25 protein-coding genes are annotated in these 24963 nt (G+C 61.3%); 16 read left to right on the top strand and 9 right to left on the bottom strand.

Features of this window, described 5'->3' with window-relative positions; all coding sequences use genetic code 11:
- Positions 1–60: 60 nt before the first annotated feature.
- From K1567_RS11065 to K1567_RS11045, 5 genes are read left to right on the top strand one after another with little or no spacing between them, the layout of a single operon-like run.
- A complete protein-coding gene (locus tag K1567_RS11065; RefSeq protein ID WP_034096040.1) occupies positions 61–363 on the top strand; it encodes a DUF3649 domain-containing protein in 303 nt (100 codons plus the stop codon).
- Positions 360–1934: a PepSY domain-containing protein gene (locus K1567_RS11060; protein WP_220698498.1), complete on the top strand. Its 1575-nt coding sequence runs from the start codon at positions 360–362 to the stop codon at positions 1932–1934. The genes K1567_RS11065 and K1567_RS11060 overlap by 4 nt, the downstream gene beginning before the upstream one ends.
- On the top strand, positions 1935–2258 hold the full coding sequence (locus tag K1567_RS11055; protein WP_034111877.1) for a DUF3325 domain-containing protein: 324 nt from the start codon (positions 1935–1937) through the stop codon (positions 2256–2258). It abuts the gene before it with no gap.
- A gap of 13 nt (positions 2259–2271) precedes the next feature.
- On the top strand, positions 2272–2847 hold the full coding sequence (locus K1567_RS11050) for an RNA polymerase sigma factor (protein ID WP_376782726.1): 576 nt from the start codon (positions 2272–2274) through the stop codon (positions 2845–2847).
- Entirely contained in the window at positions 2844–3821 is a 978-nt protein-coding gene (locus tag K1567_RS11045) for a FecR family protein (RefSeq protein ID WP_169868853.1), read from the top strand. The genes K1567_RS11050 and K1567_RS11045 overlap by 4 nt, the downstream gene beginning before the upstream one ends.
- Here the strand turns inward: K1567_RS11045 and K1567_RS11040 are convergent, their stop codons facing one another.
- Positions 3822–4172, bottom strand: coding sequence for a glutaredoxin family protein (locus K1567_RS11040; protein ID WP_169868854.1), 351 nt, complete (start codon positions 4170–4172; stop codon positions 3822–3824).
- Positions 4172–5176, bottom strand: coding sequence for a nucleoid-associated protein YejK (gene yejK / locus K1567_RS11035; protein ID WP_010212893.1), 1005 nt, complete (start codon positions 5174–5176; stop codon positions 4172–4174). The genes K1567_RS11040 and yejK overlap by 1 nt, the downstream gene beginning before the upstream one ends.
- Before the next feature lie 396 nt (positions 5177–5572).
- Between yejK and K1567_RS11030 the strand changes: the two genes are divergently transcribed.
- Complete coding sequence (locus K1567_RS11030; protein WP_003188840.1) at positions 5573–5854, top strand: HU family DNA-binding protein; 282 nt, start codon at positions 5573–5575, stop codon at positions 5852–5854.
- Positions 5855–5921: 67 nt separating this feature from the next.
- Here the strand turns inward: K1567_RS11030 and rlmF are convergent, their stop codons facing one another.
- The 5 genes from rlmF to K1567_RS11005 form a co-directional block, all read right to left on the bottom strand.
- The gene (gene rlmF / locus K1567_RS11025) at positions 5922–6938 is read right to left on the bottom strand and encodes a 23S rRNA (adenine(1618)-N(6))-methyltransferase RlmF (RefSeq protein WP_220698497.1); all 1017 of its coding nucleotides are present in this window, start codon (positions 6936–6938) and stop codon (positions 5922–5924) included.
- Between the two features lie 162 nt (positions 6939–7100).
- Positions 7101–9947 (bottom strand): valine--tRNA ligase, encoded by a 2847-nt coding sequence (locus tag K1567_RS11020; RefSeq protein WP_034096047.1) that lies wholly within the window; start codon positions 9945–9947, stop codon positions 7101–7103.
- Between the two features lie 123 nt (positions 9948–10070).
- Entirely contained in the window at positions 10071–10460 is a 390-nt protein-coding gene (locus K1567_RS11015) for a hypothetical protein (protein ID WP_034096048.1), read from the bottom strand.
- Between the two features lie 7 nt (positions 10461–10467).
- Positions 10468–10896 carry a DNA polymerase III subunit chi gene (locus tag K1567_RS11010; RefSeq protein WP_034137116.1) on the bottom strand — a complete coding sequence of 143 codons (429 nt, stop codon included), beginning with the start codon at positions 10894–10896 and terminating at the stop codon, positions 10468–10470.
- 60 nt (positions 10897–10956) lie between these two features.
- Complete coding sequence (locus K1567_RS11005) at positions 10957–12447, bottom strand: leucyl aminopeptidase (RefSeq protein WP_220698496.1); 1491 nt, start codon at positions 12445–12447, stop codon at positions 10957–10959.
- 285 nt (positions 12448–12732) lie between these two features.
- Between K1567_RS11005 and lptF the strand changes: the two genes are divergently transcribed.
- The 10 genes from lptF (at position 12733) to tadA (ending at position 23100) form a co-directional block, all read left to right on the top strand.
- Positions 12733–13851, top strand: a complete 1119-nt coding sequence (gene lptF, locus K1567_RS11000) for an LPS export ABC transporter permease LptF (protein WP_034111890.1) — start codon at positions 12733–12735, stop codon at positions 13849–13851.
- Complete coding sequence (lptG, locus tag K1567_RS10995; protein WP_034096052.1) at positions 13844–14923, top strand: LPS export ABC transporter permease LptG; 1080 nt, start codon at positions 13844–13846, stop codon at positions 14921–14923. The genes lptF and lptG overlap by 8 nt, the downstream gene beginning before the upstream one ends.
- A gap of 151 nt (positions 14924–15074) precedes the next feature.
- Positions 15075–16874: a translation elongation factor 4 gene (lepA, locus tag K1567_RS10990; RefSeq protein WP_034096053.1), complete on the top strand. Its 1800-nt coding sequence runs from the start codon at positions 15075–15077 to the stop codon at positions 16872–16874.
- 5 nt (positions 16875–16879) lie between these two features.
- Entirely contained in the window at positions 16880–17734 is an 855-nt protein-coding gene (lepB, locus tag K1567_RS10985) for a signal peptidase I (protein ID WP_034096054.1), read from the top strand.
- A gap of 146 nt (positions 17735–17880) precedes the next feature.
- Positions 17881–18570, top strand: a complete 690-nt coding sequence (rnc, locus tag K1567_RS10980) for a ribonuclease III (protein ID WP_033902449.1) — start codon at positions 17881–17883, stop codon at positions 18568–18570.
- The gene (era, locus tag K1567_RS10975; RefSeq protein ID WP_016978271.1) at positions 18563–19465 is read left to right on the top strand and encodes a GTPase Era; all 903 of its coding nucleotides are present in this window, start codon (positions 18563–18565) and stop codon (positions 19463–19465) included. Before rnc ends, era begins: the two co-directional genes overlap by 8 nt.
- Positions 19466–19607: 142 nt before the next feature.
- Positions 19608–20297 (top strand): DNA repair protein RecO, encoded by a 690-nt coding sequence (gene recO / locus K1567_RS10970; RefSeq protein WP_220698495.1) that lies wholly within the window; start codon positions 19608–19610, stop codon positions 20295–20297.
- A 52-nt stretch (positions 20298–20349) separates the two neighbouring features.
- Positions 20350–21093: a pyridoxine 5'-phosphate synthase gene (pdxJ, locus tag K1567_RS10965; protein ID WP_034096056.1), complete on the top strand. Its 744-nt coding sequence runs from the start codon at positions 20350–20352 to the stop codon at positions 21091–21093.
- Between the two features lie 127 nt (positions 21094–21220).
- Positions 21221–22603, top strand: coding sequence for a multicopper oxidase family protein (locus K1567_RS10960; RefSeq protein ID WP_310794498.1), 1383 nt, complete (start codon positions 21221–21223; stop codon positions 22601–22603).
- Positions 22603–23100 carry a tRNA adenosine(34) deaminase TadA gene (gene tadA, locus K1567_RS10955; RefSeq protein ID WP_053133694.1) on the top strand — a complete coding sequence of 166 codons (498 nt, stop codon included), beginning with the start codon at positions 22603–22605 and terminating at the stop codon, positions 23098–23100. The genes K1567_RS10960 and tadA overlap by 1 nt, the downstream gene beginning before the upstream one ends.
- 140 nt (positions 23101–23240) lie before the next feature.
- Here the strand turns inward: tadA and cmoB are convergent, their stop codons facing one another.
- A complete protein-coding gene (cmoB, locus tag K1567_RS10950; RefSeq protein WP_034111893.1) occupies positions 23241–24197 on the bottom strand; it encodes a tRNA 5-methoxyuridine(34)/uridine 5-oxyacetic acid(34) synthase CmoB in 957 nt (318 codons plus the stop codon).
- The gene (cmoA, locus tag K1567_RS10945) at positions 24194–24937 is read right to left on the bottom strand and encodes a carboxy-S-adenosyl-L-methionine synthase CmoA (protein ID WP_034111894.1); all 744 of its coding nucleotides are present in this window, start codon (positions 24935–24937) and stop codon (positions 24194–24196) included. The genes cmoB and cmoA overlap by 4 nt, the downstream gene beginning before the upstream one ends.
- Between the last annotated feature and the right edge of the window lie 26 nt (positions 24938–24963).

The raw sequence follows: 24963 nt of genomic DNA, 5'->3' as shown, positions 1-24963 counted from the left end.
GTTTTGCTTATGAGAATATTTATCATTAATATTGCGCGCTGACGAACCTGGCGCCCTCCCATGAAAAGCAAACCCTCACTGCCTCTGGCTTACCGCTTTGCCGTCACGTCGCGTGTGTTGGCGGCGGTAATTGGCGGCTACCTGATGGCCTCCCTGGCCAGCATCTGCCTGGCGCTGTGGTTGCCGACTTCTCGTGCCGACGCGGTGATCACCGGGATGATGAGTTCCTTTGTGTTCTATCTGCTGGCCGTGCTCTGGTGCTTCGCCTGCCGTAGCGCCATGCGCGCCTGGCTCGGCGTGATGCTGCCCAGTGCGCTGTTTGCCACCCTGGCGGGCCTGGGTTTTTGGATGGCGCGCACATGAAAGAGGGCTTCCGTCAGGCCATGGCCTGGTTGCACACCTGGGCCGGGTTGATATTCGGCTGGCTGCTGTTCGCGATTTTTCTGACGGGCACCATGGCCTATTTCAAGGAAGAGATCAGCCACTGGATGCAGCCCGAAGTGCAGGCGCATCCGCTGGACGACGTGCGCAGCCTGAACGTGGCGCAACAGTACTTGCAGGAAAACGCCCCGACCGCTGCGCGCTGGTTTATCAACCTGCCGGATGCCCGCGACCCCGGCCTGTCGGTGATGTGGCAAGACAAAGTCGACCCCGGCAAACGCGGCAATTTTATGCAGAAAACCCTCGACCCGCTGACCGGCCTCGCCGTGCAGGCTCGGGAAAGCATGGGCGGCGAGTTCTTCTATCGTTTCCACTTCCAACTGCAAATGCCCCATCCGTGGGGGCGCTGGTTGTCCACCCTGGCCGCGATGGTGATGTTGGTGGCGCTGATCACCGGCATCATCACCCACAAAAAAATCTTCAAGGACTTCTTCACCTTCCGCCCGCGCAAAGGCCAGCGTTCCTGGCTCGACGGGCATAACGCCGTGGGTGTGCTGGTATTGCCGTTCCATTTGATGATCACCTACAGCAGCCTGGTGATTTTCATGAGCATGGTGATGCCGGCGCCGATCCTGGCCTCTTACGGCAACGACACGCGGGCATTCTTCAGCGAAGTATTCCCGGCCACCGACAATGCCCCGGCCCTCGGCCAGCCTGGCCGCTTGCTACCGTTGGCGTCGATGTACGAACAGGCGCGAGCGCAGTGGGCGGGCGGCCATGTCGGGCGTGTGGCGGTGAATAATCCCAGCGATGTGAACGCGTCAGTGAATGTGTTCCGCGCCGGTTCCGACAGCGTGGTGCATGACTTTGGCAGCACCGTGTCGTTCAACGGCACCACCGGCGAGCTGCTGCGGGTCAGCGGCGAGCCATCGTTGCCGGCGGTGGTCGGCGGCAGTTTCTACGGTCTGCACATGGGCCATTTCGCCGGGCCGGTGTTGCGCTGGTTGTACTTTATTTGTGGCCTGGCGGGCACGGCCATGATCGGCACTGGGCTGGTGATCTGGCTGGGTAAGCGGCAACTCAAACATGCCAAAACCGATGGGATGCCGTTTGAACTGCGTCTGGTGGAAGTGCTGAACATCGCCAGCATGTCCGGGCTGTTGATCGCTATTGCGGCGTTTTTCTGGGCCAACCGGCTACTGCCGGTGAGCTTCGCCGAGCGTTCCGGCTGGGAGGTGCAGGCGTTCTTCATCGCTTGGGGCTTGAGCCTGCTGCACGCGATCCTGCGCCGGGGTCGCCAGGGCTGGGTCGAGCAACTGAGCGTCGCCGCGCTGCTGTTAATGGCAATCCCGGTGCTCAATGCACTGACCACTTCCCATCACCTGGGGGTGTCACTGGCCAGCGGCGATTGGGCCATGGCCGGTTTCGACCTGACGTGTCTGGCCAGCGGCCTGTTCCTCGCCTGGGCCGCCCGCAAGATGCAGCGTCGCAGCGCGCCGGCGGCCAAGCCAGAGCGCCCACGAACCTTGACCCTCAAGCGCGAGGCCCACTGAATGTTGATCGCGTTGTTGATGTGCTACGCCGGGTTTACCGCGTTGTGCCTGGCCACCGACCGTCACCATGGCGAACTGCTGCGCAGTAAACCGTCGCCCGCTCGGCGCCTGGGCTTGCGTGTGGCGGGCTGGTTGTTGCTGACGCTGTCGATAGCGCCGGCGGTCGCAGTCGCCGGCTGGGCTCAGGGCTTGGTTGAGTGGTGCGCGGTGTTGATGCTCAGCGCTTTGCTGCTGGTGCTGTTATTGCCGTATCGGCCAAGGCTGGCCTTGATCCTGGCGGGCGTGGGCCTGCTGGCCAGTCCCGTTGCGGCCTTCGCCCTCTGAGCGTCTTTGCATGATGATCGGCACCCCACCGGATTCCCAGGACCCGCCCCAGGCCGATGCGCAGGGTGGACGCGCGCATTTTTTGCAGGTGTTCCTATCTCAGCGTTCACAGATGGAAGCTCTGGTGAATCGCCGCGTAGGCTGCCGCGCCACCGCGGCGGACCTGGTGCAGGACCTGTTCCTGCGCTTCTGGCGTCGGCCCCTGGTGCAGGTCGAAGAACTCAGCACCTACCTGTTGCGTTGCGCGGGCAATATCGCCATCGATCACCTGCGCAGCGAAGGCGCGCGGGTGCGCAGCAATGAAGGCTGGCTGCCGGAACAGCATGACCACCAAGGCTGCGAACCCCAGGCGGCGCTGGAGGCGGGCAATGATCTGCGGCATGTCGAAGCGGCCTTGCGCAGCCTGCCCGAGCGCACCCGGCACATCTTTCTGCTCAACCGTATCCACGGGCGCAAATACGCTGATATCGCCAAGGCCATGGGGTTGTCCCAAAGTGCCGTGGAAAAACATATGATGCGTGCCCTCGAAGCCTGCAAGGCCAGCCTTCGCGAGCCATCGACCCCACGCACGCCAGGGAAAGCACCGTGAACCTCACCCCCACGCCCGACCAGGAAAAAGCCGCCCTGGCCTGGCTGAGCCTGCTGCACGACCAGCCCAGCAGCGGCGATCAGGCCACGTTCAGCCGCTGGTTGCGCGCCGACCCGGCCCACGTCGAAGCCTATGCCCAGGCCCAAGTGCTGTGGGAGTTGAGCGAAGTGCCCGCACGCCAGCTTGCGAATGAAGAGGCTCAAGCGCTGCAGGGCTACCTCGATGCGATGAACCGCTCGAAGCGTTCGCGGGTGGCGCGTTGGTCGGGCGCACTGGCCATGGCCGCGTGCCTGCTGCTGATGATTTCGATGGGCGCCGGGTGGCAGCCGTCGCGCTGGGTCGATGACTTCGGTGCCGATTATGTGAGCGCGCCGGGGGAGGTCAAGACCGTCACCCTGGCGGATAACACTCAAGTGACCCTGGATGCCGACAGCGCCATCACGGTGGATTTCACCCACGGCGAGCGGTATATCCAGTTGCGGCGTGGCGCCGGCTTTTTCAGCGTGAGCCACACCGGTGAGCCATTTGTGGTGGAGGCGGGCAGCGGTGAAGCGCGGGTGCTCGGCACGCAATTTGAAGTGCGCCTGCAACCGGCGGGCGCGCAGGTGACGGTGTTGACTGGGCGTGTTGGGGTTACAGCGTCGAAACAAGGCCAGCAACAGGTACTGACCGCCGGCCAGCAGATCGCTTATGCCGATGGCATCGCCCAGCCCCTGCATGCCGTCGACAGCGCATCGCGCCTGGCTTGGCGCGACGGTTGGCTCAATTACTACAAAGCGCCGTTGGCCGACGTGGTCAAGGATCTTGGACGTTACTACCCAGGCCGCATCCTGTTGCTAAACGAAGCGATGGGCGCCAAACGCGTCAGCGGTAGTTTCCCGAGCAAAGACCCACAGGCAGTGCTGAATGCGTTGCAGGCGGTGCTTGGCTTCGAGCAACACAACCTGTTGGGACGGGTGATCGTGGTGCGCTGATTATTTCAACGCCACCATGATCTGTTCGGGCAGAAAGTCGCGAATCAGCGTGCCATTGACGTCCACAAACGGAATCCCGCCGCCGCCCAGCGCCTCGTACGCCTTGCGCGCCTGGGCGTCTTTTTCGATATCGAACTGCTGATAGGGAATGCCTTTCTGGTCCAGGAAGCGGCGAATCTGCTTGCAGTAGCCGCACCATTCGGTGGTGTAGAGCACCACGCGCGCATTGGCGCGAACTTGCTCGGACACCACCTGGGACGGGTTGAACACTCGCTCGATCTTGCCCCAGTTCTGAAAGACCACCACCACCAGCAACACCAGCAGGACTTTCTTGAACACCCCGCCTAACATCAGTTGCGGCGCTTGAGCTGGTCGGTCAGTTGGGTCGGCAGGCCCTTGATGATCAAGGTGCCGGCGGCTTCGTCATACTCGATCTTGTCGCCCAGCAGGTGCGCTTCAAAACTGATGGACAAGCCCTCGGCGCGCCCGGTGAAGCGGCGGAACTGGTTGAGGGTACGTTTATCGGCCGGGATCTCCGGCGACAGGCCGTAATCCTTGTTACGGATGTGGTCGTAGAACGCCTTGGGCCGATCTTCATCGATCAGGCCGGACAGTTCTTCCAGGCCCATGGGCTCGCCGAGTTTGGCCTGGCTGCTGGCGTAATCCACCAGGGTCTTGGTTTTTTCGCGGGCGGATTCGTCCGGCAGATCTTCGCTCTCGACAAAGTCGCTGAAGGCCTTGAGCAGGGTACGTGTCTCGCCGGGGCCGTCGACGCCTTCCTGGCAGCCGATAAAGTCGCGGAAGTACTCCGAGACCTTCTTGCCGTTCTTGCCTTTGATAAACGAGATGTACTGCTTGGACTGCTTGTTGTTCTGCCACTCGGACACGTTGATGCGCGCCGCCAGGTGCAACTGGCCCAGGTCCAGATGGCGTGAGGGCGTCACGTCCAGCTCGTCGGTCACCGCCACGCCTTCGCTGTGGTGCAGCAGGGCGATGGCCAGGTAGTCGGTCATACCTTGCTGGTAGTGGGCAAACAGCACATGGCCGCCGGTGGAGAGGTTGGATTCTTCCATCAGCTTCTGCAGGTGCTCGACCGCCGTGCGGCTGAACGTGGTGAAGTCCTGGCCGCCATCGAAATACTCCTTCAACCAGCCGCTGAACGGGTGCGCGCCTGACTCGGCATGGAAGAAACCCCAGGCCTTGCCTTGTTTGGCGTTATAGCTCTCGTTGAGGTCGGCGAGCATGTTTTCGATGGCGGCGGACTCGGCAAGCTCGGAGTCGCGGGCATGGAGAACCGCAGGTGTGCCGTCGGGTTTTTTGTCGATCAGGTGGACGATGCAATGACGGATCGGCATAGGCTTCTCGGCTGGTTGAAGGGGAGCGGTTGGCCTCCCCGAAAAGTTGCCCAGTGTACCGCACCCATTGGCCAAGACACGCCTCGAAGGGGGTTTTGCACACCGTCCGACGGGGCATACGGCTTTTTTTCACGGTTTAGAGCGATAAAGCTGACCAAATGGGTAGGTAGAAGCGGATATTTCCCCGTCTCTGTGCTAGTTTTGCCCGGTCTTACGCCAAGTCTCGGCGATAAGCGTGCATTCAGCATTTGTCAGGTCGAACCAATCCCCGTTTCAAGCATCTATAACCCCGATCTCCGCGGTTATAGCCTGGGGTGCCAGACCTAGACGGTCGGGCTCGACGGCTGACACTGCACTCTGCAATCCATATGAATTTGATAGGGAAGGAACACCACAATGGCTATTACTAAAGACCAACTGATCGCTGACCTGGCTGAAGCAGTAGACGCACCGAAAACCACCGTGCGCGCTCTGCTGGACCAACTGAGCCAGGTTGTTGCCGATCAGCTGGAAAACGGCGGCGAAATCACTCTGCCAGGTGTTGGCAAACTGAAAGTGACCGAGCGTCCTGCCCGTACTGGCCGTAACCCTTCGACTGGCGCTGCCATCGAAATCGCTGCCAAGAAAGTTATCAAGCTGGTTGTGGCCAAAGGCCTGACCGACGCTGTTAACAAGTAAGACGCAGCAAAAAAACCGTGCTTCGGAGCGATCCGGGCACGGTTTTTTGTTGCCTGCGATTTGTGCTTTACCGCACCCAGCGCTGGCGCCAGATCTGCTGCTCGTTCTTGGTCTGGAAGGTCCAAGCGACGAAGCGGCTCTGTTTCTGGCCTTGGGACATCTCCACCACCTGGCTCTCCAGCGCGCCGGCTTTTTTCAGCGCGGTCTCGATGGCGGGCAGGTTCGACGCTTTCGACACCAGGGTGCTGAACCACAACACCTTGTGGGCAAAGTGCGCGCTCTCGGCGATCAGCTGCGTCACGAACCGCGCCTCGCCGCCCTCACACCACAGCTCGGCCGACTGGCCGCCGAAGTTCAGCACCGGCAATTTACGCTTGGGATCGGCCTTGCCCAGGGCGCGCCACTTGCGTTCGCTGCCCTTGGTGGCTTCGTCCATGGACGCATGGAACGGCGGATTGCACATGGTCAGGTCAAAGCGCTCGCCCGGCTCCAGCAGGCCCAGCAGGATCTGCTTGCGGTTGGTCTGCTGGCGCAGCTGGATGACCTTGCTCAGATCGTTGGACTGCACGATGGCCTTGGCGGCGGCCACGGCAATCGGGTCGACCTCCGAGCCGAGGAAGTTCCAGCGGTACTCCATATAGCCAATCAGCGGGTAGACGCAGTTGGCGCCCATGCCAATATCCAGCACCTTGACGATCGAGCCGCGTGGGATCTTGCCGTCGTTGACACTGGCCAGCAGGTCGGCGAGGAAATGCACGTAATCGGCACGCCCTGGCACCGGCGGGCAGAGGTAATCGGCTGGGATATCCCAATGCTGGATACCGTAAAAAGCCTTGAGCAACGCGCGATTGAACACCCGCACCGCATCCGGGCTGGCAAAGTCGATGCTTTCTTTGCCATAGGGGTTGGTGATCACGAATTGCGCCAGTTCGGGCATTGTCTTGATCAACGCCGGGAAGTCGTAACGGCCCGTGTGGCGGTTGCGCGGGTGCAGAGTCGCCTCTTTGCGCGGCACCGCAGGCTTGGCTGGGGCGGCGGATTTAGGCTTCTTGCGCGGAGGTTTGGGCGTAGTGGGGGCGGTCATGATGATTCTGGTGTTGGCTCAAAGTGGCGGCCATTGTCACACATTCCTGAGGAAAGCTCGGTCAAATGTGGGAGGGGCGGTGGCGGTGCTGCCAGCAAGGGATTGGGAAATTGCAGGCAAAAAAAGAGACCCGAAGGTCTCTTTCTCGACGCGAACCAAGCCTTAGAGGCTGGAAATCCGCGCATGCTGCTCCGCCAGTTTGCCCAGGGCCTGTTCAGCCTCGGCCAGCTTGGCGCGTTCTTTCTCGATCACTTCGGCCGGTGCCTTGTCGACGAATGCCGCGTTGGACAGCTTGCCGCCCACTCGCTGCACTTCGCCTTGCAGGCGTGCGATTTCTTTGTCGAGACGGGCCAGTTCCGCGCCCTTGTCGATCAACCCAGCCATTGGCACCAGCACTTCCATGTCGCCTACCAGTGCGGTGGCGGACAGCGGTGCTTCGGCATCGGCAGCCAATACGGTGATCGACTCCAGCTTGGCCAGCTTCTTGAGCAGTGCATCGTTCTCGCTCAGGCGACGCTGATCCTCAACGCTGGCGTTCTTGACGAACACCGCCAGTGGTTTGCCCGGACCGATGTTCATCTCGGCGCGGATGTTGCGCGTGCCGAGCATCAGGGTCTTGAGCCATTCGATATCGCTTTCGGCCGCTTCATCGATGCGGGCTTCATTGGCCACCGGCCAAGGTTGCAGCATGATGGTCTTGCCTTCGATACCCGCCAGTGGCGCCAGGCGCTGCCAGATTTCTTCGGTGATGAACGGCATGAACGGGTGGGCCAGGCGCAGCGCCACTTCCAGCACGCGCACCAGGGTACGGCGGGTGCCGCGCTGACGTTCGACCGGCGCGTTTTCGTCCCACAGGACCGGCTTGGACAGTTCCAGGTACCAGTCGCAATACTGGTTCCAGATGAACTCGTACAACGCCTGGGCCGCCAGGTCGAAACGGAACTGATCGAGTTGGCGAGTCACTTCGGCTTCGGTGCGCTGCAACTGCGAGATGATCCAGCGGTCCGCCAGGCTCAGCTCGTAGGCTTCGCCGTTCTGGCCGCAGTCTTCGCCCTTGTCCAGCACGTAGCGCGCGGCGTTCCAGATCTTGTTGCAGAAGTTGCGATAGCCTTCGACGCGGCCCATGTCGAACTTGATGTCGCGACCGGTGGACGCCAGCGAGCAGAAGGTAAAGCGCAGGGCGTCGGTGCCGTAGCTGGCAATGCCATCGGCGAATTCATCGCGGGTCTGCTTCTCGATCTTCTTCGCCAGTTTCGGCTGCATCAGGCCCGAGGTGCGTTTCTGCACCAGGGTTTCCAGGTCGATGCCATCAATGATGTCCAGCGGGTCCAGGACGTTGCCTTTGGACTTGGACATCTTCTGGCCCTGGCCATCGCGCACCAGGCCGTGTACGTACACGGTCTTGAACGGCACTTGCGGCGTGCCGTCTTCGTTCTTCACCAAGTGCATGGTCAGCATGATCATCCGGGCGACCCAGAAGAAAATGATGTCAAAACCGGTGACCAGCACGTCGGTGGAGTGGAATTTCTTCAGGAATTCGGTCTGCTGCGGCCAACCCAGGGTGGAGAAGGTCCACAGGCCCGAGCTGAACCAAGTGTCCAGCACGTCGTTGTCCTGTTGCAGTGCTACGTCGGCACCGAGGTTGTGCTTGGCGCGCACTTCAGCTTCGTCGCGACCTACGTAGACCTTGCCCGACTCGTCGTACCAGGCCGGAATGCGGTGGCCCCACCACAGTTGGCGGCTGATGCACCAGTCCTGGATGTCACGCATCCACGAGAAGTACATGTTTTCGTACTGCTTAGGCACGAACTGGATGCGGCCGTCTTCCACGGCGGCGATTGCAGGCTCGGCCAGCGGTTTGGTGGACACGTACCACTGATCGGTCAGCCAAGGCTCGATCACGGTGCCGGAACGGTCGCCCTTCGGCACTTTCAACGCGTGATCGTCGACGCTGACCAGCAGGCCGGCGGCGTCGAAGGCGGCCACGATCTGCTTGCGCGCTTCGAAGCGGTCGAGGCCGGCGAATTCAGCCGGGATCTTGCCGTCGACGCTGTCGTTGAGGGTGCCGTCCAGGTTGAACACCTGGCAGGCCGGCAAGACAGTGGCGTTCTTGTCGAAGATGTTGAGCAACGGCAGGTTGTGGCGCTTGCCCACTTCGTAGTCGTTGAAATCGTGGGCCGGGGTGATTTTCACGCAGCCGGTGCCGAATTCAGGGTCGCAGTAATCGTCCGCGATGATCGGGATGCGGCGGCCGACCAATGGCAGCTCGACGAACTTGCCGATCAGCGCCTGGTAGCGCGCGTCGTTCGGGTTAACCGCGACGGCGGCATCGCCGAGCATGGTTTCCGGGCGGGTGGTGGCGACGATCAGGTAGTCGTTGCCTTCGGCGGTCTTGGCGCCGTCGGCCAGTGGGTACTTGAGGTTCCACAGGAAGCCTTTCTCGTCATGGTTTTCCACTTCGAGGTCGGAAATCGCCGTGTGCAGCTTGGTGTCCCAGTTGACCAGGCGTTTGCCGCGGTAGATCAGGCCGTCTTCGTGCAGCCGCACGAAAGCCTCTTTGACCGCTTCGGACAGGCCGTCGTCCATGGTGAAGCGCTCGCGGCTCCAGTCGACGGACGAGCCCAGGCGACGGATCTGACGGCTGATATTGCCGCCGGACTGATCCTTCCATTCCCAGATTTTTTCCAGGAATTTCTCACGGCCCAGGTCATGGCGACTTTGGCCGGTGGCTTCGAGTTGGCGTTCCACCAGCATCTGGGTGGCGATACCGGCGTGGTCGGTGCCCGGTTGCCACAGGGTGTTGCGGCCCTGCATGCGGCGGAAACGGATCAACGCATCCATGATCGCATTGTTGAAGCCATGGCCCATGTGCAGGCTGCCAGTGACGTTCGGTGGCGGAATCATGATGGTGTAGGACTCGCCGGCACCTTGTGGGGCGAAATAATTTTCGGACTCCCAGGTCTGGTACCAGGAAGTTTCGATAGCGTGGGGCTGGTAGGTCTTATCCATGCGCGGCGGGACCCTAGTTGGCATTAATTCAGGAAAGCCGGCAAGTATAGCGGTGTGAAGCAGTTGCAAGCTATAAGCCACAAGCTGCAAGTGGAGTGCAGTGCTTTAACTTGCGGCTTGTGGTTAGTTGTTTGTAGCAGCGGCGATCAGCCGCTCCATCCGCGCATCCAACCGACGTTTGATCTCGGTTTCGATATGCGGGGCAAAATCGTCGATCACGTCTTGCATGATCAGTTGTGCGGCGGCACGCAGTTCGTTGTCCAGGTGCAGCAGCAAGGCGTCGGGGGTTTTTTCAGCGGCGGTAGCGGGTTGCGCAACGGGGGCTGGCGCGACGGGTTCAGGCGCGGCAGGTTTGCCGCCGACCATGTCGAACAACAGCGGAATCTGTACCTCGCCCGTGACCGCCTCGGTCAGCAGTGGCGGTTGCAAACCCTCATCACCCAGCAACTGACGGATCGACTCAAGGTCGTCCAGCAGGTGGTCATCTTTTTTTAACGGGTTGAAAGTGTCCATCGTGTGCTCAAAGTCGTTGTAGCCGGTGATCTTGCAAAGGATAGCCCTGTTCGCGGTAGAAACGGAAACTCTCCCGCGCAGCCTGACGAATAGCCGGATCTTCCACCACCACCTCCGCCACGCGGGCGAATGCCTGGGCAAAGGGCGGTACTTTCAGGTCCAGGTTGACCAGCAGGTCGTGATGCGCGCCGCAGCTGTCGCCCAAACCCAGTACCACCAGCCCTTCGGGTTCGGTTTCTGCGGGGCCATGGGGTACAAAGCTTTCACCCTTGAAACGCCACAGACGGGCATCCAGCTCCTCGCGTTGGGCGGCATCGCTGCAATGCAGGTAAATGCGATGGCCCATGCGCCAGGCTTTTTCCGTGAGTTTGCAGGCGAAATCCAGGCGCGCGAGGGGATCGGCGCTGGGCAATATATAGAAGTCGACTTGGGGCATGTAGGTTCCTGCAACGTCCCGTCCCACCCTTTATAGACGCAAGGGCGGGACGGGCACTGTTTAGGCTTTGGCGCGATCCAGCAGGTACTGCGTCAGCAACGGAACCGGACGGCCAGTGGCGCCCTTGTCTTTGCCGCCGCTGGTCCAGGCGGTGCCGGCAATGTCCAAGTGAGCCCAGTTGAAGTTCTTGGCGAAGCGCGACAGGAAGCACGCCGCAGTGATGGTGCCGGCCTTCGGCCCGCCGATGTTGGCGATGTCGGCGAACGGGCTGTCCAGTTGTTCCTGGTACTCGTCGAACAGCGGCAGTTGCCAGGCGCGGTCGTCGGCAGCCTTGCCGGCGCTGAGCAGTTGCTCGATCAGCTCGTCGTTGTTGCCCAGCAGGCCCGAAGTGTGGGAGCCCAGGGCAACGATGCAGGCGCCGGTCAGGGTGGCGATGTCGATCACGGCCTGTGGCTTGAAGCGCTCGGCGTAGGTCAGGGCGTCGCACAGCACCAGACGGCCTTCGGCGTCGGTGTTGAGAATTTCCACGGTCTGGCCGCTCATGGTCGTCACGATATCGCCTGGGCGCGAAGCACCGCCGCTCGGCATGTTCTCGGCACAGGCCAGGATGCACACCAGGTTGATCGGCAGCTTGAGTTCCAGCACGGCACGCAGAGTGCCGAACACGCTGGCGGCACCGCCCATGTCGTACTTCATCTCGTCCATGCCGGCGCCAGGCTTAAGGCTGATGCCGCCGGTGTCGAAGGTGATGCCTTTACCCACCAGGGCGTAAGGCTTCTCGGACTTCTTGCCGCCGTTGTATTGCATCACGATCAGACGAGGCGGCTGGTCGCTGCCCTGGCCTACGGCATAGAACGAGCCCATGCCCAGGTCCTTGATCTTCTTCTCGTCCAGCACTTCAACCTTCAGGCCTTTGAATTCCTTGCACAATGCCTTGGCTTGCTCGCCCAGGTAGGTCGGGTGGCAGATGTTCGGCGGCAGGTTGCCCAGGTCGCGGGTGAACGACATGCCGTTGGCGATGGCCTGGGCGTGGGTCACGGCGCGGGTCACTTCAGCCTGAGCGGCCTTGATGGTCAGCAGGGTGATTTTTTTCAGGGCGCGGGGTTCGGCTTTCTGGCTCTTGAACTGGTCGAACACGTAGCCGCCGTCCACCAGAGATTCGGCCAGCAGACGGGTCTTGCCGTAGCTGTCACGGCCCTTGACGACGATTTCATCCAGCGCCAGCGTTGCATCGCTGCCGCCCAGGCCCTTGAGGGTGCTGAGGATGCCGCTGATGATCTTGCGGAACGGGCGGTCGCCCAACTCGTCGTCCTTGCCTACGCCCACCAGCAATACGCGGTCGGCCTTCAGGTTGGGCAGGCTTTGCAGCAGCAGGCTCTGACCCACTTTGCCGGCCAGGTCGCCGCGCTTGAGCACCGCGCTGATGGCGCCGCCGCTCAGTTCATCGAGCTGCTTGGCGGCGACGCCGAGCTTGCGGCCTTCGCCGATGGCGACCACGAGGGTGGCGGTCTTCAACGTTTCGGGGCTAACGCTTTTTACAACCAATTCCATGTTCGGGTCCCTTATAAAGGTCTATGAGCCTGGCGTTTGTACCCAGGCTTTAAAGCGTGGCAGTCGTGTCAACCGCCAGCGACAAAGGCCGCAGTTTGAACCTCGCCGGCAGAGCCTGACAACCCTTGGCGCACGCTTTGTGCGTGTGCATGAGGTTGCGCAGTGACAGGCGCGGTCAATCACAGGATAATGCGCCATCTTTTTAGCCGGCCCTGTGTAAAAGGGGCTGACTCGGTATGCTTGCTTGTTTGGCCGCCTTAGCCTGACAACCCTGGAGTGTCTGGTTTGATTGTCTTCCGTTATCTGTCCCGCGAAGTCCTGTTGACCCTGAGTGCCGTGAGTGCGGTGCTGCTGGTCATCATCATGAGTGGTCGTTTCGTCAAATACCTGGCTCAGGCCGCTTCCGGCGCGCTCGACCCAGGTTCGCTGTTCCTGATCATGGGCTTTCGTCTGCCAGGGTTCCTGCAACTGATCCTGCCGTTGGGCCTGTTCCTGGGCATTCTGCTGGCCTACGGTCGTCTGTACCTTGAAAGTGAAATGACCGTGCTGTCGGCTACCGGCATGAGCCAGCAGCGCCTGCTGGGCATGACCATGATCCCAGCCGCCGGCATCGCCCTGATCGTCGCTTGGCTGAGCCTGAGCCTGGCTCCCCAGGGCGCCATGCAATTTCAGCTGGTGCTGAACAAGCAGGACGCGATGACCGAGTTCGACACCCTCGAACCCGGCCGCTTCCAGGCCCTCAGCGACGGCACTCGGGTGACCTACACCGAGACCATGACCGAAGACCGCGCCAACCTGGGCGGCGTGTTCATCTCCGAGAAGCGCCTGGGTCAGGACAAGAAGGACCGTGGCATTTCCGTGCTGGTGGCCGATTCGGGCCGTCAGGAAGTACGCCCCGATGGCAGCCGCTACCTGATCCTGGAAAACGGCTACCGCTATGACGGCAGCCCGGGCCAGGCCGATTACCGGGCCATCAAGTACGACACGTACGGCGTGATGCTGGCCCGTCCGGAAGTCAGTGATGAAGTCACCGACCGCGACGCCATCCCCACCGCGCAATTGATCGGCAGCCAGGAACTGCGTTCCATCGCTGAGCTGCAATGGCGCATTTCCTTGCCGCTGCTGGTGTTTATCGTGACCTTGATGGCCGTGCCGCTGTCGCGCGTCAACCCGCGCCAAGGCCGTTTCCTCAAGTTGTTGCCGGCGATTCTGCTGTACATGGCTTACCTCACCATCCTGATTTCCGCCCGCGGTTCCCTGGAAAAAGGCAAGCTGTCGCCGGTCCTGGGCCTGTGGTGGGTACACGGGATTTTCCTGGTGATCGGCCTGGGGCTGCTTTATTGGGAACCTATACGCTTGAAGATGAAGAGCCGTCGTGGCCAGAAGGAGTTGGCTCGTGGCTAAGCTCGATCGCTACATTGGTAGCAGCGTACTCATCGCCATCCTGGCGGTGCTCGGCATCATCCTGGGCCTGGCCTCGTTGTTTGCCTTCATCGATGAAGTGGGCAACGTCAGCGACACCTACACCGTCACCGACGTACTGAGTTACGTGGCGCTGACCGCTCCGCGTCGCCTGTACGACATGATGCCGATGGCCGCGCTGATCGGTTGCCTGATCGGCCTGGGTAGCCTGGCCAGCAACAGTGAGCTGACCATCATGCGTGCCGCCGGGGTCTCCGTCGGCCGGATCGTATGGGCGGTCATGAAACCCATGTTGCTACTGATGCTTTGCAGCGTGCTGATCGGCGAGTACGTCGCGCCGCCGGCTGAGTCCACGGCCCAGGCCAATCGCGCCCTGGCCCAAGGTTCGGGTGACGCGCAGAGCGCCAAGCATGGCCTGTGGCACCGTCAGGGTGACGAGTTCATCCACATCAACGCCGTGCAGCCTGGCGGCTTGTTGATCGGGGTGACGCGCTACACCTTCGATAAAGAACGTCATATGTTGTCGTCCAGTTTCGCCAAACGTGCGCAGTACGACGCGGAAAAATGGCAACTGAGCGATGTCACCACCACTTATTTCCGCAACCCTGGCCAGGGCACCAAGGCCAGCACTGAAGTGATCAACGTACCGAGCGAAGCGTGGGACATCGCCCTCAAGCCGGAACTGCTCAACACCGTGGTGATGATCCCGGAAAGCCTGCCGATCTCCGGTCTGTGGAGCTATATCCACTATCTCAAGGACCAGGGCCTGAGCAATGGCCGTTATTGGCTGGCATTCTGGGTCAAAGTGTTGCAGCCGGTGGTGACCGCCGCGCTGGTGCTGATGGCGATCTCATTCATCTTCGGGCCGCTGCGCTCCGTGACCCTGGGCCAGCGGGTGTTCACTGGCGTGCTGGTGGGTTTCACCTTCCGGATTGCCCAGGATCTGCTCGGCCCGTCGAGCCTGGTGTTTGGCTTCTCGCCGCTATTTGCGGTGCTGGTGCCGACCGCCATCTGCGCTTTGGCCGGGTTCTGGCTGTTGCGCCGCGCCGGTTGATCGCGCGCTTATGAACAAAAAATGCCCCGGTCGAGAGATCGGGGCATTTTTGTTCTGGTCAGCAAAGATGACGTCTGGCCTGAGCATCAGGTACAATTCCCGGCTATTTTTCAGCGGGCAATCTGCCTGCAGCCTTTTTGAGTGTTGATCCGTGAGTGATTTGAGTCATATCCGCAATTTCTCCATCATCGCCCACATTGACCATGGCAAGTCGACGCTGGCCGATCGATTCATCCAGATGTGCGGCGGCCTTGCCGAGCGTGAAATGGAAGCCCAGGTTCTGGACTCCATGGACCTCGAACGCGAACGCGGGATCACCATCAAGGCCCACAGCGTCACGCTGTACTACAAGGCCAAAGACGGCATCACTTACCAACTGAACTTCATTGACACCCCCGGCCACGTTGACTTCACCTACGAAGTCAGCCGGTCCCTGGCGGCCTGTGAAGGTGCATTGCTGGTGGTGGACGCCGGTCAGGGCGTGGAAGCGCAATCGGTCGCCAACTGCTACACCGCGATCGAACAGGGCCTGGAAGTCATGCCCGTGCTGAACAAGATCGACCTGCCGCAGGCTGAGCCCGAGCGCGTCAAGGAGGAGATCGAGAAGATCATCGGCATCGACGCCACCGACGCGGTCACCTGCAGCGCCAAGACCGGCCTGGGTGTCGACGAAGTGCTCGAACGCCTGGTCCACACCATTCCAGCCCCCACCGGCAACATCGAAGATCCGCTGCAAGCGTTGATCATCGATTCCTGGTTCGACAACTACCTGGGCGTTGTGTCCCTGGTCCGCGTGCGCCACGGCCGCGTGAAGAAGGGCGACAAGATCCTGGTCAAGTCCACCGGCAAGATCCACTTGGTGGACAGCGTCGGTGTCTTCAACCCCAAGCACACCGCGACCGTTGATCTGAAAGCCGGTGAAGTAGGCTTCATCATCGCCGGTATCAAGGACATCCACGGCGCGCCGGTGGGTGACACCCTGACACTCAGCTCCACCCCGGATGTGGATGTGCTGCCAGGCTTCAAGCGTATCCAGCCGCAGGTCTACGCCGGTCTGTTCCCGGTCAGCTCCGACGATTTCGAAGATTTCCGCGAAGCCCTGCAAAAGCTGACCCTCAATGACTCGTCGTTGCAGTACACCCCGGAAAGCTCCGACGCCCTGGGCTTCGGCTTCCGCTGCGGGTTCCTGGGCATGCTGCACATGGAAATCATCCAGGAGCGCCTGGAGCGCGAATACGACCTGGACCTGATCACCACCGCGCCTACCGTTATTTTCGAGCTGTTGCTTAAAACCGGTGAAACGATTTACGTCGACAACCCCTCCAAGCTTCCGGATCTGTCGGCGATCGAAGACATGCGCGAGCCTATCGTGCGGGCCAATATCCTGGTTCCGCAGGAGCATTTGGGCAACGTCATTACGCTGTGTATCGAAAAGCGTGGCGTCCAACGCGACATGCTGTTCCTCGGCACTCAGGTTCAAGTGACTTACGACATGCCGATGAACGAAGTGGTCTTGGACTTCTTCGACCGTCTCAAGTCCACCAGTCGCGGCTATGCTTCGCTGGACTACCATTTCGATCGTTACCAATCGGCTAATCTGGTGAAACTGGATGTGCTGATTAACGGCGACAAGGTAGATGCCTTGGCACTGATCGTGCACAAGGATAATGCGCATTACAAAGGTCGCCAGTTGACCGAAAAGATGAAAGAACTGATTCCGCGTCAGATGTTCGACGTCGCGATCCAGGCCGCCATCGGCGGGCAGATCATTGCGCGAACCTCCGTCAAGGCACTCAGAAAGAACGTACTGGCCAAATGCTACGGCGGTGACGTAAGCCGTAAGCGCAAGCTGCTTGAGAAGCAAAAGGCCGGTAAAAAACGCATGAAGCAAGTGGGCAACGTGGAAGTTCCACAAGAAGCCTTCCTTGCGGTGCTCAGGTTGGATAGTTAGGTCCTATGTCGCTAAATTTCCCGCTGTTGCTGGTCATCGCCGTTGCCGTCTGCGGTCTCTTGGCGTTGCTCGATCTGGTGTTCTTCGCCCCGCGTAGGCGGGCGGCTATCGCGTCCTATCAAGGCAGCGTCAGCCAGCCCGATGGTGTGGTGATCGAGAAGCTGAACAAAGAGCCTTTGCTGGTTGAATACGGCAAGTCGTTCTTCCCGGTGTTGTTCATCGTGCTGGTGCTGCGTTCGTTCCTGGTGGAGCCGTTTCAGATCCCGTCGGGGTCGATGAAACCTACCCTGGATGTGGGCGACTTCATCCTGGTGAACAAGTTTTCCTATGGGATCCGCCTGCCGGTGATCGATAAGAAGGTCATCGAAGTCGGCGACCCGCAGCGCGGTGATGTGATGGTGTTCCGCTATCCAAGCGACCCGAACGTCAACTACATCAAGCGTGTGGTCGGCCTGCCGGGCGATGTGATCCGTTACACCAGCGACAAGCGCCTGTTCATCAACGGTGAGTCGGTGGCCGAAAAACTGCTCGGTTCCGAACCGAACACCCTGGGCAGCGCCGAGCTGTATCAGGAGAAGCTCGGTGCCGTGGAACACGAGATCCGCAAGGAGATGAGCCGCTATCGCGCCCAGCCTGACGGCCAGTGGAAAGTGCCTGCCGGGCACTATTTCATGATGGGCGACAACCGCGACAACTCCAATGACAGCCGCTACTGGGATGACCCCAGTATTCCCAAAGAGCTGCTGGGCATGGTTCCCGACCAGAATATCGTCGGCAAGGCCTTCGCGGTCTGGATGAGTTGGCCGGAACCCAAGCTCAGCCACCTGCCGAACTTCTCGCGGGTCGGGCTGATCAAGTAATACAAGCGGCGCTGTGAACACAGCGCCGAATGCTTTTCTGGGGCGTGGACAATTCGCGTCCCATGCAACACCCATCAGGATTTGAATTTGAACACTGCGTCAATCGTCGATGGCCGCCGGTGCCACCAACTCACTATGGATAAACCGTGACCGTTTCTCTCAGTCGTCTCGAGCGCCAGCTCGGCTACACCTTCAAGGACCAGGAATTGATGGTCCTTGCCCTCACACACCGCAGCTTCGCAGGGCGCAATAACGAGCGCCTGGAATTTCTCGGTGATGCCATCCTCAATTTCGTTGCCGGGGAAGCCCTTTTCGAGCGCTTCCCCCAAGCCCGTGAAGGCCAGCTATCGCGCCTGCGCGCACGCCTGGTCAAGGGCGAAACCCTGGCCGTACTGGCTCGCGGTTTCGGCCTGGGCGAGTACCTGCGCCTGGGTTCCGGCGAATTGAAAAGCGGCGGGTTCCGCCGTGAATCGATCCTGGCCGATGCCCTCGAAGCGCTGATCGGCGCTATCTACCTGGATGCGGGCATGGAAGCGGCCAAGGAGCGGGTCACGGCGTGGCTGACCTCCGAGATCGAAAGCCTGACCCTGGTCGATACCAACAAAGATCCCAAGACCCGCCTGCAGGAATTCCTGCAATCGCGCGGCTGCGAACTGCCCCGCTACGAAGTGGTGGATATCCAGGGTGAGCCCCATTGCCGCGTGTTCTTCGTGGAATGTGAAATCACCTTACTGAACGAAAAAAGCCGAGGTCAGGGTGTGAGCCGTCGTATTGCCGAACAGGTAGCGGCCGCTGCAGCACTGATTGCCCTGGGCGTGGAGAATGGCCATGACTGATTCAACCGCAACACGCTGTGGCTATGTTGCCATCGTCGGCCGCCCCAACGTGGGCAAGTCCACGCTGCTCAACCACATCCTGGGGCAGAAGCTGGCGATTACATCGCGCAAGCCGCAGACCACCCGCCACAACATGCTGGGCATCAAGACCGAAGGCAACGTGCAAGCGGTCTACGTTGACACCCCGGGCATGCACAAAGGCGGCGAAAAAGCCCTTAACCGCTATATGAACAAGACCGCTTCGGCCGCGTTGAAAGACGTCGACGTGGTGATCTTCGTGGTCGACCGCACCAAGTGGACCGATGAAGACCAGATGGTTCTGGAGCGCGTGCAGTACGTCACCGGCCCGTTGATCGTCGCGCTGAACAAGACCGACCGCATCGAAGACAAAGCCGAGCTGATGCCGCACCTGAGCTGGCTGCAGGAACAACTGCCGAACGCCCAGATCATCCCGATTTCCGCCCAGCACGGCCACAACCTCGACGCCCTGGAGCGCGTGATCGCCGAGCACCTGCCGGAGAACGAACACTTCTTCCCGGAAGACCAGATCACCGACCGCAGCAGCCGTTTCCTCGCCGCCGAACTGGTGCGTGAGAAAATCATGCGCCAGATGGGCGCCGAGCTGCCGTACCAGATCACCGTCGAAATCGAAGAGTTCAAGCAGCAGGGCAAGACCTTGCATATCCATGCGCTGATCCTCGTCGAACGCGACGGCCAGAAGAAAATCATCATTGGCGACAAGGGCGAGCGCATCAAGCGCATCGGTACCGAGGCGCGCAAGGATATGGAATTGCTGTTCGATTCCAAGATCATGCTCAACCTGTGGGTGAAGGTGAAAGGCGGTTGGTCCGATGACGAGCGTGCGTTGCGCTCTCTCGGCTACGGCGACCTGTAAGTACACCGCAGGGCAAAAAATGTGGGAGGGGGCTTGGCCCCGATAGCGGTGGACCAGTTAATAAATACGTGACTGAGCCACCGCCATCGGGGCCAAGCCCCTTCCCACATTAGGTTTATGTTGTTTTCACGATAGAGAACCCATGTCCCAATCCCCACCTCCCAGCCAACTCGCCTATGTCCTGCACAGCCGTGCCTATCGCGAGACCAGCGCCCTGGTGGATTTCCTCACCCCCCACGGTCGCCTGCGCGCGGTGTTGCGCAGTGCGCGGGGCAAGGCCGGGACATTGGCGCGGCCCTTTGTGGCGCTGGATGTGGAGTTTCGCGGCAAGGGCGAGCTGAAGAACGTCGGCCGCCTGGAAAGCGTCGGCACCTCCGCCTGGCTCAATGGCGATGCGCTGTTCAGCGGCCTATACCTAAATGAACTGCTGATTCGCCTGTTGCCAGCCGAAGATCCGCACCCGGCGGTCTTCGATCACTACGCCGCCACGTTGCTGGCCCTGGCCGAAGGTCGGCCGTTGGAGCCGTTGCTGCGCGCCTTCGAATGGCGTCTGCTGGACGATCTGGGTTACGGCTTTGAACTGAACAACGACCTGCACGGCGAACCCATCGCCGCCGATGGCATGTATCGCCTGCAAGTGGACGCGGGGCTGGAGCGAGTCTACTTGCTGCAACCCGGTCTATTTCAGGGCACCGAGCTGCTGGCCATGAGCGAAGCCGACTGGACCGCGCCCGGCGCCTTGTCCGCCGCCAAGCGCCTGATGCGCCAGGCCCTGGCCGTGCACCTGGGCGGGCGGCCGCTGGTCAGTCGCGAGTTGTTTCGAAAGCCCTGACATCCCCGTGTATGCTGTGCAGCGTTTCTTTCCCCTTTTCAGGAGCGCTTCCGTGACCACCAGCAATCGCATTCTTCTTGGCGTCAACATCGACCACGTCGCTACCCTGCGCCAGGCCCGGGGCACTCGCTACCCCGATCCGGTCAAGGCCGCGCTGGACGCCGAAGAAGCGGGCGCCGACGGCATCACCGTGCACTTGCGCGAAGACCGTCGGCACATCCAGGAACGCGACGTGCTGCTGCTCAAGGACGTGCTGCAAACCCGCATGAATTTCGAAATGGGCGTCACCGAAGAAATGATGGCGTTCGCCGAGCGCATCCGCCCGGCACATATCTGCCTGGTGCCGGAAACTCGCCAGGAACTCACCACCGAGGGCGGCCTGGATGTGGCCGGCCAGGAAGCGCGGATCAAGGCCGCGGTGCAGCGTTTGTCGAAGATCGGCAGCGAAGTGTCGTTGTTTATCGACGCCGACCCGCGCCAGATCGAGGCCTCGCGCCGCGTCGGCGCGCCCGCCATCGAACTGCATACTGGCCGCTACGCCGATGCCACCACGCCGACGGAGGTCGCAGACGAGCTGCAACGCATTATCGAAGGCGTGAACTGCGGTCTCAATGAAGGCTTGATCGTCAATGCCGGCCACGGTTTGCACTACCACAACGTCGAGGCCGTCGCCGCGATCAAGGGCATCAACGAACTGAACATCGGCCATGCCCTGGTGGCCCACGCGCTGTTCGTCGGCTTCAAAGGCGCGGTTGCCGAAATGAAGGCCCTGATCCTGGCCGCCGCCAAGCACTAAAAGCAGCCAAGCCGAAATGTGGGAGGGCGTCACCTCCCACATGAGAACCCTTACTGTTTAGCCCGTGTAGGTGTATCGTATCCGCCCTTTGCAGGCTATGCGCCTGCGGCCGATACGCGAGGTTGTTGTGTCCCGATCCTTTTCCCGTCGACAAATCCTGGGTGGTCTGGCCGGCCTGGCCGTAGTGGGCGCCGGTGCCGGTGGCGCCTACCGCTACTGGCTGGGGAAAGTCGCCGAGGCCGAGGCGGGGCAAGATTACGAACTGATCGCGGCGCCGCTGGATGTTGAGCTGGTGCCGGGACACAAGACCGAGGCCTGGGCGTTCGGCCCGTCGGCGCCGGGCACCGAGTTGCGCGTGCGCCAGGGTGAGTGGCTGCGGGTGCGCTTTATCAACCACTTGCCGGTCGCCACCACCATCCACTGGCATGGCATCCGCCTGCCGCTGGAAATGGACGGCGTACCCTACGTCTCGCAGTTGCCGGTGCTGCCTGGCGAATACTTCGACTACAAGTTCCGCGTGCCCGACGCCGGCAGCTACTGGTACCACCCTCATGTCAACAGCAGCGAAGAACTCGGCCGTGGCCTGGTGGGCCCGCTGATCATCGAAGAGCGCGAGCCCACCGGCTTCAAACACGAATGCACCCTGAGCCTCAAGAGCTGGCACGTGGACGAAGAGGGCGAGTTCGTCGCCTTCAGCATCCCCCGCGAAGCGGCGCGTGGCGGTACGGCCGGGCGCTTGTCGACGATCAACGGTGTGTCCCAGGCGGTGATCGACTTGCCGGCCGGGCAGATCACCCGTGTGCGTCTGCTCAATCTGGATAACACCCTGACCTATCGCATCAATATTCCCGACGTCGAAGCGCGCATCTATGCGTTGGATGGCAACCCTATCGAACCGCGCCCGCTGGGCAAGGAGTACTGGCTGGGCCCGGGCATGCGTATCTGCCTGGCGATCAAGGCGCCGGCGGCGGGTGAAGAACTGTCGATTCGCAACGGCCCGGTGCGCCTGGGTACCTTCCGCTCGGTGGCCAATACCGACGCGCCCACCGACTGGCCGCCGGCGCTGCCGGCCAACCCGATCAGCGAGCCGGACCTGGCCAATGCCGAGAAACTCAACTTCAATTTCGAGTGGGTTGGTTCGGTCTCGGTCAATGTGGACAACGGCAAGCCGCCGAGCCTGTGGCAGATCAACGGCCAGGCCTGGGACATCACCGACAAAACCTGCGCCGACCGCCCGATCGCCAAGCTGGAAAAGGGCAAGAGCTACATTTTCGAATTGAAGAACATGACCCAGTACCAGCACCCGATCCACCTGCACGGCATGAGTTTCAAGGTGATCGCCTCTAACCGCCATAAGGTGATCCCGTACTTCACCGACACCTACCTGCTGGGCAAGAACGAGCGCGCCCGGGTGGCGTTGGTGGCGGATAACCCTGGGGTGTGGATGTTCCACTGCCATGTGATCGACCATATGGAAACCGGCCTGATGGCCGCCATCGAGGTGGCGTGATGCGTCAGTTTCGCCCCACCGCGATCATCGACCGCAGCCGGGACCAGGACTTTATGCGTGAAGCCCTGGCCCTCGCCGCCCAAGGCGCAGCGCTGGGTGAGGTGCCGGTCGGCGCGGTGCTGGTGCAGGACGGTGAAATCATCGGACGAGGCTTTAATTGCCCCATCAGCGGTAACGACCCTAGCGCCCACGCCGAAATGGTCGCCATCCGCGCCGCCGCCCAGGCCGTCAGCAACTACCGCCTGCCAGGCAGCACGCTGTATGTGACCCTGGAGCCGTGCAGCATGTGCGCCGGTTTGATCGTGCATTCACGCATCGCACGGGTGGTGTACGGCGCGTTGGAGCCTAAGGCTGGGATCGTGCAGAGCCAGGGGCAGTTTTTTACCCAGGGCTTTTTGAATCATCGGGTGTTGTTTGAAGGCGGTGTACTGGCTGAAGAGTGCGGCACGGTGCTGAGCGAATTCTTCAAAGCCCGCCGTGCCAAACCCCCCCTCTAAAGAACACTGCAGCTCAAATGTGGGAGGGGGCTTGCCCCCGATGACGGCGGGTCAGCTAAGGCTATGCTGACCGACACTCTGAAATCGGGGGCAAGCCCCCTCCCATATTTTGAGCTTCATTTTTCCAGCGGGACGGGGGCTTACTTTTTGGCGATGATGACGGCCCGCATAGGCGCCGGCAGCCCTTCAATGGTCTTGCTGTGATCATCCGGATCGAGGAAATCGCTGAGGGATTGATACTTCATCCATTCCGTCCCACGCTGTTCCTGCACCGTGGTCACACTCACATCCACACACCGCACATCACTGAACCCGGCACGCCGCAGCCATAGCATCAACGCTGGCACCGAGGGCAGGAACCACACGTTGCGCATCTGCGCGTAGCGATCTTCCGGCACCAGCACTTGCTGCTGATCGCCTTCCACTACCAAGGTTTCCAGCACCAGCTCGCCGCCCTTGACCAGTGTGTCCTTGAGCGCCAGCAAGTGCTCGATGGGCGAGCGACGGTGGTAGAAAACGCCCATGGAAAACACCGTGTCGAAGCCTTCCAGGTTGGGCGGCAGGTCTTCGAACGGGAACGGTAGGTGCCAGGCTTTGGGCTCGGACAGGTAGCGTTGCACCGCCTGGAACTGGCAGAAGAACAACCAGTTGGGGTCCACGCCGATCACGCTGTCGGCACCGGCGCCGAGCATGCGCCACATGTAGTAGCCGTTGCCGCAGCCGACGTCGAGGATGCGCTTGCCCTTGAGGTTCAGGTGCGGCGCCACCCGCGACCACTTCCAGTCCGAGCGCCATTCGGTGTCCACATGCACGCCGAACAAATGGAACGGGCCTTTGCGCCAGGGGCTCAGGCCCATGAGCGCGGTGTGCATCTGCGCGCGGGTGGCGTCGTCGCAGTCGGCGTCCAGGGTCAGGCCGTTCAGCAGGTCGACGTGGTCGGGCGCGAGGGTCGGCAGTGCGTCCAGCGCGCTCTGCCAGCGCGCGAGGTCGCCGTGGCCTTTCTCCATTTTGCTGTCGAGTTGCGCCTGCAGGCCCTGGGCCCAGACGGCCAGGGGCGTGCCGACCAGATGGCGGGCGAGGGGGGACAGATCAATCATGGCAAGGCAATCAACGAGGCAAAGTTAAGACACTGGAACCACGGCACGACTTTCGAGAACCCGGCCGCCAGCAGGCGTCCGCGGTGTTCTTCGAGGCTGTCGGGCTTCATGACGTTTTCGATGGCGCTGCGTTTTTGGGCGATTTCCAGTTCGCTGTAGCCATTGGCGCGTTTGAACGCCACATGCAGGTCGGTGAGCAGTGCGTGTTCTTCCAGGTCATTGAAGCGCAGCTTTTCCGAAAGGATCAGCGCGCCGCCCGGCAACAGCGCCTGACGAATACGGCCGAGCAACGCCAGGCGCTCCTCGGGGGCGATGAACTGCAAGGTGAAGTTCAGCGCCACCACCGAAGCCGGCTGGAACTGCAACGCGAGGATATCGCCCTCGACCACCTGCACCGGCAGCAACTCTTGAAACATCGAGTCCTGGCCATTGAGGTATTCGCGACAGCGTTCGACCATCGCCGCCGAATTGTCCACCGCGATCACCGAGCAGCCCTCGGTGCGCACATGGCGCCGCAGAGCCTGGGTCACCGCGCCGAGGGATGAGCCCAGGTCGTAGAGCACGCTGTGGGGTTGGGCGAACTGCGCGGCCAGCACGCCGAGGTTCTCGACAATGGTCGGATACCCAGGCACCGAGCGTTTGATCATGTCGGGAAACACCCGCACTACATCCTCGTTAAAGGCGAAGTCCGGCACCTGGGGCAGGGGCTGGGCGAACAGGCGATCGGGTTCTTGGCTCACGGTTGTTCCGGCGACGGTGGGGGAAA

The organism is Pseudomonas sp. S5F11 (assembly GCF_019641515.1).
In the GTDB taxonomy this organism is placed as follows: domain Bacteria; phylum Pseudomonadota; class Gammaproteobacteria; order Pseudomonadales; family Pseudomonadaceae; genus Aquipseudomonas; species Aquipseudomonas rhodesiae.
Note: the sequence above shows the minus strand (reverse complement) of the source record. Positions and strands in the feature narration are given on the sequence as shown.